Annotated in this window: 9 protein-coding genes and 3 pseudogenes; all 12 read right to left on the reverse strand. The window is 63.9% G+C overall.

Features of this window, described 5'->3' with window-relative positions:
- Nucleotides 1–76: 76 nt before the first annotated feature.
- Complete coding sequence (locus ACVWW3_RS19870) at nucleotides 77–2596, reverse strand: M56 family metallopeptidase (RefSeq protein WP_456648923.1); 2520 nt, start codon at nucleotides 2594–2596, stop codon at nucleotides 77–79.
- On the reverse strand, nucleotides 2593–2985 hold the full coding sequence (locus ACVWW3_RS19875) for a BlaI/MecI/CopY family transcriptional regulator (RefSeq protein ID WP_247341405.1): 393 nt from the start codon (nucleotides 2983–2985) through the stop codon (nucleotides 2593–2595). Before ACVWW3_RS19875 ends, ACVWW3_RS19870 begins: the two co-directional genes overlap by 4 nt.
- A gap of 167 nt (nucleotides 2986–3152) precedes the next feature.
- Complete coding sequence (locus ACVWW3_RS19880) at nucleotides 3153–4457, reverse strand: IS4 family transposase (RefSeq protein ID WP_456648855.1); 1305 nt, start codon at nucleotides 4455–4457, stop codon at nucleotides 3153–3155.
- Between the two features lie 298 nt (nucleotides 4458–4755).
- Nucleotides 4756–6352, reverse strand: a pseudogene (locus ACVWW3_RS19885) (NAD-dependent malic enzyme).
- Nucleotides 6353–6694: 342 nt separating this feature from the next.
- Complete coding sequence (locus tag ACVWW3_RS19890) at nucleotides 6695–7693, reverse strand: tripartite tricarboxylate transporter substrate-binding protein (protein WP_354051070.1); 999 nt, start codon at nucleotides 7691–7693, stop codon at nucleotides 6695–6697.
- 103 nt (nucleotides 7694–7796) lie between these two features.
- Entirely contained in the window at nucleotides 7797–8714 is a 918-nt protein-coding gene (locus tag ACVWW3_RS19895; protein ID WP_456672084.1) for a mechanosensitive ion channel family protein, read from the reverse strand.
- Nucleotides 8715–8790: 76 nt separating this feature from the next.
- A pseudogene (locus ACVWW3_RS19900) lies at nucleotides 8791–10431 on the reverse strand (hypothetical protein); the annotation flags it as partial.
- A 620-nt stretch (nucleotides 10432–11051) separates the two neighbouring features.
- Complete coding sequence (locus tag ACVWW3_RS19905) at nucleotides 11052–11981, reverse strand: polyphosphate kinase 2 family protein (RefSeq protein ID WP_456648920.1); 930 nt, start codon at nucleotides 11979–11981, stop codon at nucleotides 11052–11054.
- Entirely contained in the window at nucleotides 11941–12960 is a 1020-nt protein-coding gene (locus tag ACVWW3_RS19910; RefSeq protein WP_456648919.1) for a branched-chain amino acid ABC transporter permease, read from the reverse strand. The genes ACVWW3_RS19905 and ACVWW3_RS19910 overlap by 41 nt, the downstream gene beginning before the upstream one ends.
- Nucleotides 12957–13839 (reverse strand): annotated as a pseudogene (locus ACVWW3_RS19915) (branched-chain amino acid ABC transporter permease). Before ACVWW3_RS19915 ends, ACVWW3_RS19910 begins: the two are co-directional and overlap by 4 nt.
- Before the next feature lie 13 nt (nucleotides 13840–13852).
- Entirely contained in the window at nucleotides 13853–14557 is a 705-nt protein-coding gene (locus tag ACVWW3_RS19920) for an ABC transporter ATP-binding protein (protein ID WP_456648918.1), read from the reverse strand.
- Nucleotides 14558–14560: 3 nt separating this feature from the next.
- Nucleotides 14561–15328, reverse strand: coding sequence for an ABC transporter ATP-binding protein (locus tag ACVWW3_RS19925; protein WP_456648917.1), 768 nt, complete (start codon nucleotides 15326–15328; stop codon nucleotides 14561–14563).
- Nucleotides 15329–15335 lie beyond the last annotated feature (7 nt).

The following is a 15335-nucleotide window of genomic DNA, read 5'->3' on the forward strand; positions in this document are numbered from 1 at the left end:
ATAGACTCGCAAGCGGAGATTGAGACCTCGCCCTCAAGACGTCGGAGGCCTCCGGTCCGGCAGACCGGCAGCGGTCCTAGAAATTGGGCCCAAGCGCGATCTTCGTGATCGTGCCGTTCCTGACACCGATCCGCCATTCCGCCGAGCCGTTGGCGAACTGGGCGATGTAGATGTCGCTGTCGAGCGCGGTGACGCCGCGGAACGAGACCGCACGCAGCGCGCCAAGCTTCGCCAGGATCGCCTGGTCGAACGGAAGCTGCTGGCGCGTGACGTCGGCGACTTCCGATGTCATGTGCTCGTAGTCCGGCTGTCCCTTGCCGACGCCCTCGATGTAGCGGCGCAGCATCTCCTCGCCATTGGCGATCGGAACGGCACGGCGCGCGGCGCGTCCCGGCTTTGCGCCGATGTTCGAAGCCTCGACATTGTGGAAGCGCGTCTGCCGGCCCGGCATCAGGACCTCGAGGCACCGCCCCGACTTGTCGGCAATCACCCAGGGATTGTTCACGGTGGTTGTGGAGGCCCATGTCATGTTGGGCCTGACGACACTCTGCGTCTTGCGGTTGCCGTCGGCACCGAGATTGAAGACCTGGATGTCGTCGCCCATCTCGTTGTAGACCAGAATTCTGATCGGCGAGGTGCCGGCACGACCGCGCACGTTCGCCTCCTCCGAGCAAGGCACGATGCCGCCGAGTTCGTCATTGCCGTCGGCCCGGAAGATGACATCGCCGGCCTTGCCATCGGGTTCGAGCAACAGGCGGAATTCGGCCGTGCCGTTCTCGAACTTGGCGCCATAGATGTCGTAGCCGCCGGGCCCGACGCCGCGGAAGAAAATCGACTCCAGCCCGCCGAGCGCGAGTAACGTCGCGTGCATCTCACTGAGCTGCCGGTGGACCTTGGCCGCGAGCGGCGCGCTCATGCGATCGTAGTTCGGTGTGCCGCCGCGCAGATCTTCGATCCCACGCAAGATCATTTTCTTGCCGCCGGTGGCTGGAACCTGCTCCCTGAATCGGTCAGGCACTTCGGCGAGGCGGCGAGCGAAGTCCGCTTCGACGGCCTGAGCCACCCCCGCATCGACGCGGGCTGCGAGGCGGGCGCCGAAAACCGCGCTCTGCACCAGCACGCGCGAGACCTTTGACTGCTCGTCGCGCAGGAAGATCAGGAGATGGTCGCCGCGGAAGGAGAACGCATCGGTGCCCTCGGCAAGGACTTGCGTCATGCCCTGCCCGGTTTCGTTCAGCCAGAGACGGTCCCCGTCGCGGCGCACGGTGAGCACGCGGTTCGGCGCGACCCTGTACCAGCCGACATATTGATCGAGCGATGCGGAATCGACCGCCGCCGTCGGCATCTCGGCGACGCGAACCGCGCGTATGTCGCGGCCGTTCATGCGCAGCATCAGTTCGGCCGAACGACGCTCGGCATCGAGCGGGAACGTGATCTCGCCGGACGAGGCCGCGTAGGACGCGGTACCGTCGCTCCCGACCGTCAGGCGCAATTTGCGCTGCCCGGTGAGCTGACCGTAGAGCTCTTCGCCGTCCCGGAAGATGGCGAACACCGAAGCTGGGCCCATGGCATAGAAATTGACGAAGGGACGGTAATGCTGGGCCGGCACCTCGCCGGTATCCGCGGCGAGGGGCGCCGGGTCCGGCGTGCGATAGGCGATCATGCCGGCGGATACGATCACGGCCGGTCCGATCGCGGCCGCAACCCACAGCCGCTTGCGCCAGCCGACTGCAACGGGCATGGCGGCGGCCGCGATGATGCGCTCGACGCGGGCGCGCACGGTCGAGGCCCGCGCCATCGCAAGCTCGGCCGGTCGCGATCTTACGGTGCTTGCAAAATCAAGCAGGATTTCCGCATAGGACAGCCGGTCGTCGATCACCTCGATCGCCTCTGCGTCGCTGATGATCTCGGCGAGCTCGGCGAGGTGCGCGAGCTGCCACCACGAGAACGGGCTGAACCAGAACACCGCGCGGTTGAGGGACGCGAGCAAGAGAACGTAGAAATCGCGGTTGGCGACGTGCGCGCCCTCATGCGCGAGCACCGCGAGCCGCTTCTTCGCGTCCCAGCCGGAAAATTGCGGCGGCACCAGAATGGTCGAGCCGAAGGTAACGGGACCACCGACGTCGCAGCTGACGCGCACATCAGCATCGATCATCTGCGGGCCCTTCATCGGCTTCGCAACGCGCGCCAGACGCCAGGTCAGGCAAAGGCCGATAGCGAGCCGCAGCAGCAACAGGCCGGCGACGCCGGCATAGACAACAGTGGCGACCAGCCACCAGTCGATCGAGAACCCGCTCTTGGCCGGTGGAACAATCGCCGGACCGGGCGCGACCGGGAGTGTCGGCTGCGGCATCTCCAGCGTCGACATGTCGGCCGGCAGAAAATCATCCGGCATGGATACCGGCAAGGGCAGCCGGGTAATCGTGAGCGTCGGCCAATGCATCACGAAGGGCATCGCAAGCGACGCCAGCAGCACGACGACCCAAGCCGTCATGTGGACGTGCGGATTGCGCACCCGAAAAAGATTGAGGCCGAACCAGACGACGCCCCCCAGCATAAGGGAGCGCAGCGCCGCCTCCGCCAGAGTTGCGATCATTCTTTCTTCACTCCCCTCGCCTTCTTCGCCTTGGCCACCTGATCGGCCAGCGTGCGCAATTGCTGCTGGTCGAGCATCGCGTTGTCGACCATGCCGACGAGAACCTCCTCGATCGAGCCGTTGCAGAACCAATCGACGATGCGCTGCACCGCCTTGGCTGCAACCCGCGAGCGTTCTTCAGCCGCGTGGTAGACATAGGTCCGTCCGTCCACGGTGTGCCGGGCATAGCCTTTTTCTTCCAGCCGGCGCAGCACCGTGCGGACCGTGGATTCCTTCAGACGCCGCGACAGCCGCTCGCGCACGATTTCGGCCGTAACAGGACCATGGGCCCAAACCAGTTGCATGACCTCGTGCTCGAGGTCGCCCAGATCGGGCAAACGATCGTCCATGGCGGCTTACCTTGCTTCGAATTTTCTTGTAGCGCTACAGAGCGTCGCATATACGGCCGCGCCGCGCAACGGCGTTTCCACCTGAAATGGTGTCGCGTGCTGACCTAACGAGGCGCGTTGCGACCCGCGGGGGCGGTGCGCTCCCTCTCCCGCTTGCGCTATCCGATTCACACATCGGCCAGTGAGGCGCCAAATTTGATGCGCTGGAGGGCTTCGAGCCCCAAGCGCATGGTTTTTGGTCCCGGCTTGCCATAGTAGCCGTCCCATCCGCCTAAGCGGGCAATGACCCAGGCAGCGAAGGCGAGCGAACCCTTTGGGTGCGCATTCTTTTGCCGTTCGGTCTTGCCTTCCAGCTTTGCCGAGACGGCCTCGATGATGGATTGATCGGCAGGCTCGAAGACTTCAAGCAGGGTCTGGCCGGTAGTGCCGCCGCGTGCCTTGACCAGTTGCATCACCGATACGGCCGCGACGGCGACGGCAGTGGCGAACCTGATCATGACCTCGGGATCGCTGATGTCAGCTGCCTCGATATCGAAGCCCCCGGTCTTCTGCGTGTGGAAGTATTCTTCGATGACCCAGCGCATTCGATAGAGATCGACGATACGACGCGCTTCGACCAGGTTTGTGACCGGATGGGTCGTCAGCAGCCGCCAATGGATCGGCTTGCCGCCCTCCGCTGTCGATGTCTCGCGCACATCGACCATGGTCAAGGTGACGGCCTCGGGCAGATCGGCCGCACCATGCAATGGCTTGCACAGGGCGACAGGCGAGAAGCGGACTGCCAGCTCGCTGCCGCGTGCCTTGCGTCCCGGAGCCGCGGAGACGTTGACTTTGAGCCGACCTGCTTCGGGCAGGCTATCGATATGAGAGAACAGCAAATCAATCTGCTGCTCCTCCTCGCCCGTCTCGATCCGCCGGTTCTGGCATGCCCGCACGATCAGATGTGCCCGTGACGGACGGAACGCGAAGTGCGCGTAGATGTCGCTTTCCCGGTCCGATACCACCGTGATGGTCGCAGCCTCCGTCAGAACCTCCGCCGCGCGCCTCGTGCTATCGAGCCAGCGTTGCGATTCCTTCTGTTTCGTTGTCCGCGACCGTCGATGCTTGGCCTTGCCGCCCGTGCGGTTCCATACCTTCGCATCAACAAGGCCGATCACCCCACCGTTGCCGGCATCGATCGCCAGAGCTGCATGCAGCAACAGGCCACGCAGCGCCCCGCCTTTCCCAACCGGTCCGTAGCCATTCGCTTTCGCCCGCTGCCCACCCAGCGAAAGCTCGCTCGTATCCTGCGCCACGACCACATCACGGCCTCTCGCACGCCCCGCCGTGCGTTCTCCCGCGCAGCCGGCGATCTCTTCTGCCGTCACTGCATCGTTGCGAAGAAAGCGCGTGAACTGAATCTCACGCGCGCGGTTGCGTTGCGCCAGCTGACGGATGCACGAACCCGGCCGTGCAACAAGCGCCGCATGCAAATGCGCCCCCCTTTTTCCAGCCGCGCGTCGCCAAACCGACCCAGACCGTAATCCATCCCAGACATCGCTCGCTCCCGCGAATCATCACTCAACTCACGGAATCAGCAATCAAATTCCTCCGCAATATGTGTGAATTCGATAGCCCGCTTGCGGGAGAGGGTTGGGGTGAGGGTGTCTCCGCAGTGGGACTTCCCAAGAGGATAGAGCCCTCACCCGGCGCAAGCGCGCCGACCTCTCCCGCAAGCGGGAGAGGTGACCGGGCCAGCCGCCAGATCGAGTCAATCAAAAGTCATCACGCTTAGTATTTCGGCTCGTACATCTGCGACTGGACCAGGCCTTTCACGTCGTTCGGCGCGGGTTCGTCCGCGAGCCCGCGCTGAAAAGCGACGTCGGCGACGGCGGCGGCGATGCGAACCGAGACCTCGCGGATGCGCGGCAGCGCCGGGTAGAGGCTGCCCTGCGCAAGATCGTCCTTGCCGACGCAATTGGCGAGCGTATGGGCGGCGGCCATGAACATCTCGTCCGTTACCAGCCGTGAACGGCTGGCGATGACGCCGAGGCCGACGCCCGGGAAGATGTAGGAGTTGTTGCCCTGGCGCGGCACGAAGGTGCGGCCGTCGAGCTTGACCGGGTCATACGGGCTGCCGCAGGCAAACAGCGCGCGGCCCGCGGTGTAGCGGTAGGCATCTTCCGCAGAACATTCGGCTTTCGAGGTCGGGTTGGAGAGCGCAAACACGATCGGCTGCTCGTTGAGCTCGGCCATTGCCTTCAAGTACGTCGGGTGTGAAGGCGCCGCCGACCGCGGCAACGCCGATGATCGCCGTCGGCTTCAGCGTCTTGATCGCGGTAAGGAAGTCGGCGATCGGCGCCTGATCGGCATGGGCATAACGGAGCTTGTGACCCGAGAGGCCTTCGCGGCTGCTAACGACGAGACCGCGCGAATCCACCAGCCAGTTGCGGCGGAGCGCTTCCGCCTCCGAGGCGCCCTCGGCCATCATGGCGGAGACCACGAGGTCGGCGATGCCGGTCGCGGCCTCGCCTGCGCCAAGGAACAGAATGCGCTGATCCCTGAGCTTGCCGCCGTTGATGCGCAAGGCCGAGAAAAGGCCGGCGAGCGCCACCGCTGCGGTGCCCTGGATGTCGTCGTTGAAGACGCAGGCGTCATCCCGATATTTGTGCAGCAGCTTGAACGCCGAGTGATTGGCGAAATCCTCGAACTGGATCAGCACGCCGGGGAAGGTCTTTCGCGCGGCGACCATGAATTCGTCGACGAAGCTGTCATAAGCCTCGCCGGTGAGCCGCCGCTCGCGCAGGCCGAGATAATAGGGATCGTTCAGGAGCTCTTCGTTGTTGGTGCCGACATCGAGCACGATCGGCAGGCACAGTTCGGGATGCACGCCGGCGCAGGCCGAATAGAGCGAGAGTTTTCCGACCGGAATGCCCATGCCGTTGGCGCCGAGATCGCCGAGGCCCAGGATGCGCTCGCCGTCGGTGACGACGATCAGCTTGGCTGGGTAAGGCCAGTTCTTCAGGATTTCGCCGATCTGGCCCCGATCGCGCGAGGATATGAACATGCCCCGTGGCCGCTGGAAGATCAGGCCGTATTTCTGGCAGGCGAGCCCGACCGTCGGCGTGTAGATGATAGGCTGGATCTCGTCGATATTGTCGACGACGACGCGGAAGAAAAGCGCCTCGTTGCGGTCGTGCAGCGCATTCAGCGCGACGTATTTCTCGAGATCGGTCGGCAGCGTGCGTAGATTGGTGAGCACGCGCTCGACCTGGGTCTCCATCGTCAGCACGCAAGGCGGCAGCAGGCCGCGCAAGCCGAGCGCGTCGCGGTCCTGCGCCGTGAAGGCGGTGCCCTTGTTGAGCAAGGGATCGCGCAGCAGCGTCATGCCGTGCGCGGTGTCGGATGACGTCGAATGGGCGCTGACCCGAGCAGGTCTATTCACGAATTCCCCCAGGGAGTTTCTTGTTGAGCCGCAATCATTGTCGGCCACCCCTCACCTGATATCAAGGACGTAGAAACTCAGGCATTGATTGTGATCTCGCACCGCAGCGAGATTTTCGTGAAGACCGGCAGTTGCGCGCGAGAAAAGATTAACGCCGCAAGACTCCCGCTCCTCATGGTGAGGAGCGCGTCTTCGCGCGTCTCGAACCATGCAGGCCCTGCTCTCTCCCGCGGCGCATCCTTCGAGACGCCCGCTCCGCGGGCTCCTCAGGATGAGGAAGTGGTATTATTCCGCCTTGATATCGGCGGCCTTCACGATCGGCCACCATTTTTCGGTCTCGGCCTTCTGGAAGGCTCCGAGCGCCGCGGGCGTTTGCTGATCCGCTGGCGGAATCTCCTGCCCCAGTTCGCCAAAACGCTGCTTGACGGAGGGATCGGCAAGCACGGTCACGATGGCCGCGTTGAGCTTTGTGACGATCTCCTTCGGCGTGCTCTTCGGCGCCCAGATGCCGTGCCAGTAGGAAATGTAGAGGCCGGGCAGGCCCGCCTCGTCGACGGTCGGAATGTCGGGCGCAGACGCGAGCCGTGTCGGCGACGTCACCGCGAACGCCTTGATCGCATTGTTCTTGTATTGCGGCAGAGAATTAGAGGCCTGATCGAACATGATGTCGATCTGCCCGGCCACGAGGTCGATCATGGCAGGCCCTGCGCCGCGATAAGGCACGAACTGAAAATCGGTGCCGGTCCTTCCCTTGAAGAAGACACCGGCGACATGGGCGCCCGTGCCGGCGCCGGCTGTGCCGGCAGTCGCCTTGCCGGGGTTGGCCTTCAGCCAGGCGATCATCTCTTTCAGATTGTTGGCCTCGAGCGACTTCCGGCCGACGATCAGCTGCGTGCCCATCGCAATCGTTGCGACCGGTTCGAAATCGGCGATCACGTCGTAGGGCAGCTTGAAGATCGCGCCGTTGAGCACATGCGTGCCCCAATGACCGATCGCGATCGTGGTGCCGTCAGGCGTTGCGCGCGCGACGCGGGCGCCGGCGATGCTGCCGGAGGCGCCGGCCACGTTTTCGACCACGACCGTCGTGTGCAGTTCGGCGGCGATGCGTTCGGACAGGATGCGCGCCAGCGTGTCGGTCGGACCGCCCGCAGCGAACGGCACCACGAGGGTGATGGGACGCGATGGAAACGGCTGCGCGCTCGCAGGTACGATCCCCGTCGTACATCCAATCAGCGCGCCCACAACCATCGCATGGCCGCGCAATCCGGCCCACAGCCCCCGCATCAGTCTCTCCCACCCTTTTTGCCGCCCGCATGTTGTCAACGGGCTGGGGCCGGAGTGAACGCTGCCGGACGGGCCGAGGCAAGTCGGAAATTTAGCGGAGCGACTATACGGCCGCCCGCCTTGGCGTCAAATTGGCGGCGCTATCAGCCGGAGGCGCGACGTGCATCAAGATGGTCTGGGTGGGGGATGCGACCTCGATGCCGTTCTGTTGGAAACGCTGTTTCATGCGGCGGTTGAATTCGCGCTGCACCGGCCAGCGTCCGGCCTCTGTGCAGCGGATCTGGCCGACGATCGACACCATGGCGCCGTCGACCTTGTCGATGCCCCAGAGATCGAGATCGCCGCGGATCAACGCGCGGAATTCCACCTCGCGGCGCATCTCGTCGACGATATCCTTGAGGATCTGACCGGCGCGGTCGGTGTCTTCCTTGTAGGCGACGTTGACGCTGACGGACGCATTGCCGGCGCCGCGGCTGGCATTGGTGATGGTCGTCACCGCGCTGAACGGCACGATGTGCACGGCACCGTCGCCGGCACGGAGCCTGATAGTCCGGATCGAGACGTTCTCGACCACGCCTGATAGTCCCGACACGCTGACGCTGTCGCCGACCTGGACGGTGTTCTCCAGCAGCAGGAATAGACCGGTGATCAGATCCTGCACCAGCTTTTGCGAACCGAAACCGATGGCGATGCCGACGATGCCGGCGCCCGCCAGCAGCGGCGCGACGTTGACGCCGATCTCGCTGAGCGCCGTGAGGCCGACGACGGAGGCGATCACGCAGAGCAAGGCCGTCCGCAGCATCGGCTGAAAGGTCCGCAGCCGCGCGGCGCGGGCATAGTGCCCGTCGCGCGACAGCGTATTGATCTGGCGGTCCAGCAGCGCGTTGCTGGCTTCCCAGATCGCCGCCGCGATGAGTACGGCAACGCCGATCGTCATCACCGCCGAGATCAGCCGGCTGCCGATCTGGCCACCATAGAACCAGACGATGGCATCGACGCCCCAGACTTCGAGCACGGCCACCAGGCCGATGAAGGTCGATCACGCTGGATACGATCTTGCGCAGCAGCGGCAGGTAGCGGTTGGCGCGGATCTCGAGACCCGGAAAGCGCTGGAGGATCTCCGGCTTGATGCGGAAGCCGCGGTCGATCAAGCCCAGCGTCAGCATGATGGCAACACGCGTGATCAGCACCACCGCGATGGTGCCGACGAAGTATTGCAGCAGCAGCGAATAGCCGTTGCGGATGTTCAGCGCCCACACGGCCCACAGCGCAAGATCGAGTGCGATGGCAAGATAGTGCCAGCCGCCCGCAATGCGGTTGCGCAGTCGCGCCGCGATCCCCTGCCGGTCGGCCGGCGCGCGGATGGCTTCGGCGACCTGGCGGCGGCTTTGCAGGATGATGACGACGACGAAGAGATGCACGACCAGCATCACCATGCGCAGGAGCGCGGCATAGCCGGCGCGATGCAGGCCGAGCAGCAGCGCCACGTTGGCGAAGGCGATGCCGGAGACGCCGACACCGACGATACGACGCGCCCAGATCTCGATGTAGGCCGCGGTTTCGGCCCTGACCGGAAACAAGCCGAACGGTCCCGCCAGCGCACGGACCGCACAGATGAGCGCGCGCGAGAACGCGTAGGCATTGACGACCGCGAGGATCACGAGGCGGACGGTGGTGGGCTCGCCGATCTCGGTGCCGAGCAGCGCCGTGGCGGCGCCGACAAAGACCAACACCGGAAGCAGCTCGAGCAGGAAGCGTCCCAGCACGAGGGGCAGCCGCAGCATGACCTGCCAGGCCCGCGCCAGGCTGTGGCGGCGCCTGTGCAATTCGGGCGCGGGGGTGACATCGGCCACGGATGACGGCGGATCGGCAATGGGCAACACCTGCACCGGCAGACGCGCCGTTTGCGGCATGCGCACTTCCAGGAACGCGACCGGGCGCCGGATCAGACGGAACATCACCCATTCGGCGCAATAGGCGCAGCCGAACACCAGCGCTAGCTTCCAACCGATCTCGATCAGGAGATGATAGGCCGCAGGATCGTTCGCGGTCCGCACGATCCAGTAGTAGAACGCCGGGAAGTGCGTGAGCGTCCTGGCCATATCGGCGACGTCTCGCGAAATTTCGCCGATCTCCTCAGACACGGTGAGCATGAGCTGCGCACCGAGGCCGTCGGCCGCGAGCGGGATCGGCGATTTCTGCTCGGGCGCGGGTTGCTGCTGACCGGGCGCATTCGCGATCGCGCGCAACGTATCGATCATCTGCGCGCGCTTCTTGTCGTCCTGGAGCGTCTCCAGCGCGCGCTTGGCCTCCTCCGGCGACACTGCAGCAGCACTGTTGGCGGCCGGCGGCTCTGCGCGAGCGCTGGTGAAAGACGAGATCGCGAGGAAGAGAACGGCGAAGAGCGCCGGGGCAAGCTTTTGCGACACGAGGATTCCCTGGAAAAAAAACAAAAGCGCCGGCGGAATCGGAATCGTCATCACCGAAGCGCATGCGTCATGTCGGAAGGCGTTATTCGCCCCGGTCCTGTGTCGGAAATTTGCCGATGCGGCGACATTCTCTTGGCATTTGCCGCAACGCAGAAACGGGAACCGCGGTCTCGGAGACACCGGGCGCGTATTAGACGCAGTACGCGCAACCTCTCCCGTCATTCCGGGAGTCGGCCCGGAATGACGGCGATGAGGAGGAGAGAGGCAGGATGTCAAAAACGCCTGTCGCGGCGGCCTCGTCACGGCCATCCGACATGATCGATGTGATGCACAATACAGCGCCGGGCAGGTAGGGGCTTTGCCTTACTGATGCAGCCCACTAAACCTTGACCCGGCGTGCCGTTCGCGGATTCTGCCGCTATGCGATAGTCCGAACGAGCTCCATCGCAATTAACGCGGCTGGGTCTGCGGAGGTGGTGTCATAGACCTCCCCTTGCTCTTGATGTGGACATTGCGCGTCGCTTGTTTGCGACCATTGCGATGCTCCACCCGTGACACAAAACTGTCAAGCGGGATCGACCGCCTGAGGTATCACATTTCAGGACGCGTTCCATCTCACTGCGACAGATAAGCCGCAGCGGACCACGGAATAAATTCCCTTCGGCAGTGGGCAAATTACGAGGCCGTCCTTCCCACCAATGTCGAGCGCCTCTGCTACTGGTGGGCCGCGGGTATTGAGGGGACGACGGGGGCGATGGTGACATCCTGCTCCTGTTTTGCCCGACGAGTCAAACGGCTTCGTAAAATCCGCAGCCGTTTATAGTGTCCGTCAAGCCATTGATTTCGCTATCCTCGGCTACTGTGCATGGGGTTGTTTTCGCGTTTTTTGTCCGTGACCACGAGTGGGCGGGCTTCGCGCCAATCGACTGTCACTTCGCTCGCCCCTTGCTTCCCTTGCCCTCTTTCTCCAGCGCGTTGCGCACCTCGCCGAATTCCTCCCGCGACGCCTTGTCGGCGCGCGGAAAGCGCAAATCGAGCTTTTCGAGCGCTGCGACGATGGCCGACCCGATCACGACGCGGGCGAACCATTTGTGATCGGCCGGCACGACATACCACGGCGCATGCGGCGTTGCCGTGTGGCGCACGATGTCCTGATAGACCGCCTGGTAGCGCGGCCACAGCGCACGTTCCTTGATGTCGTCCATGGAGAACTTCCACTGCTTGGACGGATCCTCCAACCGGTCGAGGAAGCGCTCGCGCTGCTCGTCCTTGGACAGGTTGAGGAAGAACTTCAGCACCACGGTGCCGTTACGCGAGAGATAGCGCTCGAAGGCGGAGATGTCCTCAAACCGCTCTTTCCAGATGTTCTTGGTGACGATCTTTTGCGGCAGCTTCTCTTTGGCAAGGATCTCCGGATGCACGCGCGTCACCAGGCATTCCTCGTAATGAGAACGGTTGAAGATGCCGATATGGCCGCGTTCCGGCAGCGCGATCACGTGACGCCAGAGGAAGTCGTGGTCGAGCTCCTTGCTGCTCGGCGCCTTGAAGGCACTGACTTCGCAGCCCTGCGGATTGATGCCCTCGAAGATCGCCTTGATCGCAGAATCCTTGCCGCCGGCGTCCATCGCCTGGAACACGATTAGCACCGACCAGCGGTCCTGGGCGTAGAGCTTCTCCTGAAACGCGATCAGCCGCTTCTTGTTGGCGTCGAGAAGCTCCTGCGCCTTCTCCTTGTCGAGGTCGCCCTTCGCGTCGGTCTTGTGGTCCTTGAGATGAAACTTGCCCGATCCATCGTAGCGGAACGGCGTGATGTAGCGGTCAAGTTCCTGGGCGAGCGATTTGGACGGCTTCTTGCTCATGAGCGCGGGGCACCTTGCGTTGCGGCTTCAATCGATCGAGCAAGCTACCAAGGATACCCTTGGGAAGGAATATGATGAAAAGCACGAGCAACACGCCGTAGACGAGATTGTCCCAGCCGACCGCCTTGGTGCCGAAACCAATGCGCAAGGTCTCGGCCAGCAGGATCGTGATGACGGCGCCGAAGGTCGGGCCGAGCGAGACGAACAGGCCGCCGACGATGGCGGCGAACACCATCTGGAGCGACACCGCGATGCCGCTGACGGTGTCGGGCGTGATGAACATCTGGTACTGGCAATAGATCGCGCCGGCGAGCGCCGTCATCACCGCGCTGAGCAGCGTGATCTTCAGCTTCTCCGCCGTGACGTCGACGCCGGCGGCGGCCGCAGCGTCCTCGTCTTCCGAGATCGCCTCAAGCGCATAGCGGGCCATGCTGCGGTCAACCCAGTGCCAGACCACGATGCCGAACAGCCAGACCCCGAGCGCGATCAGGTACCAGGTGATCTTGTCGTCGAATTGCAGCGCCAGGAGCTTGTTGCCCGGGGCCCGGTTCGGCGTGTAGCCGAGCGAGCCGCCGGTATAGTCGCGCGTCGCCGTGATGACCTGGAGCACGATCCCGGAGAGCGCGAGCGTCACCAGCACGAAATAGTGCCCGGTGATGCGGAAGCGGAAACAGGGATAGCCGACGATCAGCGCCAGCACGCCGGCCGCGACCATGCCGATGGGGATGCCGATCCACGGTGACCATCCCAGATGATTCCAGAGCAGTGCGGTGACATAGGCGCCGATACCCATGAAACCGCCATGGCCGAGCGAGACGAGGCCGAACCGCCCCATCATCGACCAGGACGTATAGGCGAACGACCAGATCAGGATCAGCACCAGGATGTGCAGATGATAGGGATCGCGATAGACGAAGGGCAGCGCGACCAGCGCCGCTAATCCTATCGCCCAGGCTGCAAGCCGCCCCTGCCCTATCATCGGCGCCTCGCAAGCAGGCCCGCGGGGCGGATGAACATCATGACGATGAAGAAGGCGAAGGCGAGCACATAGCCCCATTCGAGATCGGAGAACAGGCCGCCAAGCGAGATGATCTCGGCGAACACGAAGGCGGCGATGAAGCCGCCGATGAAATTGCCGAGGCCGCCGAGCACGCAGATCAAGAAGGTGATCGGCCCGAACGACAGACCGACGAAGGGATGCACGTCATACTGCAGAACCAGCAGGCAGGCGGCGAGCCCGGCCAGAGCGCCGCCGAGTGCCGAGGTAATGAGATAGATCCGCTTGGTATCGACGCCCATCAGCGCCATGATCTGCCGGTCCTGCGAGATCGCCCGGATCGCGGTGCCGGTGAAGGTCCGCGTCATGAACAGATAGACCACGACCATGCCGACCAGCGCCGCCAGAAAGGACAGCAGCCGCGCATAGCTAAAATGCATTTCGCCGAAGGCGAGCACCGGCAGGCGGATGCCGAGGTTGCGAAAGTCGATGCCGAAGGCGACGGTGGCAAAACTCTGGAGCACGAACAGCACCCCGCCGGTCGCGAGCAATTGGTTGATCGGAGGCGCTGTGAGCAGCGGCGCGATCACGAGGTAATGCAGCGCCGCGCCGAGCACCGCGACCAGCAGGATGGTAAGCGGCGCGGCGACGAAATAGCTGATGCCGTAATGCTGCACCATGAAATACATGGCGTACATGCCGATCATCACCAGCTCGGCGTAGCAAATCCAGGTCACGTCGATGACGCCGAAAGATCAGGTTGAGCCCGAGCGCGAGCAGCGCCAGCACGCCGCCGAGCAGGATGCCGTTGATCACGGCCTCCAGCAGGTAGATGTCGAAAATGTCCAAAAATGCTTGCATGCCCGCATGAACCTCACACCCCGAGATACGCTTCCTTGACCGTGTCGCTCGCCAGCATCTCGGCCGAGGTGCCTGAGGACCTGATCGTGCCCGCCTCGATCAGATAGGCACGATCGACCACTTTCAGCACCTGCTGCACATTCTGCTCGACGATCAGCACGGTCAGCCCGCTTGCACGGATCCGCTTCACCAGCTCAAACACCTGCTGCACCACCACTGGCGCCAGCCCCGCCGACGGCTCGTCGAGCAGCAGCAGCTTTGGATTCGACATCAACGCGCGTCCGATCGCGCACATTTGCTGCTCGCCGCCGGACATGGTGCCGGCCATCTGATGGCGGCGCTCCTTCAGGCGCGGAAACAGGTCGAACACGACGTCCAGCCGCTCGGCATAATGGCCGCGCGCCTCCTTCATGAAGGCGCCCATCTTGAGATTGTCGTCGACCGAGAGCTGCGGAAACAGCCGCCGGTTCTCCGGCACATGCGCGATCCCGAGACTGACGATCTTGTGCGACGGCGTCGCCACGACGTCGATGCCCTCCATCGCGATCGACCCACGCGAGGGACGGATCAGGCCGGAAATGACGCGCATCAAGGTGGTCTTGCCGGCGCCGTTAGGGCCAATGACGCCGACCGCCTCGCCGGCCTTCACGTCGAGATCGACGTCGAACAGCGCCTGGAAGGTGCCGTAGCCGGCATTGACGGCGCGGAGCTCCAGCATCAACTATCCTCCCGCACGGCGGCGCGCTTCGGCGGCCGCCGCCTGCGTGGTCTCGGCATCGGTGCCGAGATAGACCTCGATGACGCGCGGATCGCCGGCAACAGCGCTCGGCAGACCTTCCGAGATCTTTTCGCCGTGATCGAGCACCATCACGCGATCGACGACGCGCATCAGAACGCCCATGATGTGCTCGACCCAGATGATGGTGATGCCGAGCTCGTCGCGGATGTTGCGCAGCATGTCGGCGGCCTGGCCCATCTCGGCTTCGTCGAGCCCGCCGAGGCTCTCGTCGGCGAGCAGCAGTTTTGGCGCAGTCGCGAGTGCTTTCGCCAGTTCGAGCTTTTTCAGGCCGGCTGCGCCGAGGCCATCGACGCCGGCGTGGCGATCGGTCGGCAGGCCGACCATCGCCAGCGATCGCTCGGCCGCCTCCTCTGCTTTGGCACGGCTGTGGCGGCCCTGGCCGTAGAATCCAGCAAGCGCGACGTTCTCGAAAATGGTGAGGCGGCGGAACGGCCGCGGGATCTGGAAGGTGCGCCCTATACCGCTGTTGATGATCCGATGCGGTGCGAGACCCGCGATCTCGGAGCCGCCGAACAGGATCGAACCGGACGTCGGCGCCAGCGTGCCGGAGAGCATGTTGAAGATCGTGCTCTTGCCCGAGCCGTTGGGGCCGATCAGGCCGAGGATCTCGCCCTGATCGACTTTGAACGACACGGTGTTGACAGCGGTAAAGCCACCAAACCGCTTCACCAGCCCGCTGACTTCCAGCACCGCCCCG

The organism is Bradyrhizobium sp. LM2.9 (genome assembly GCF_054056555.1).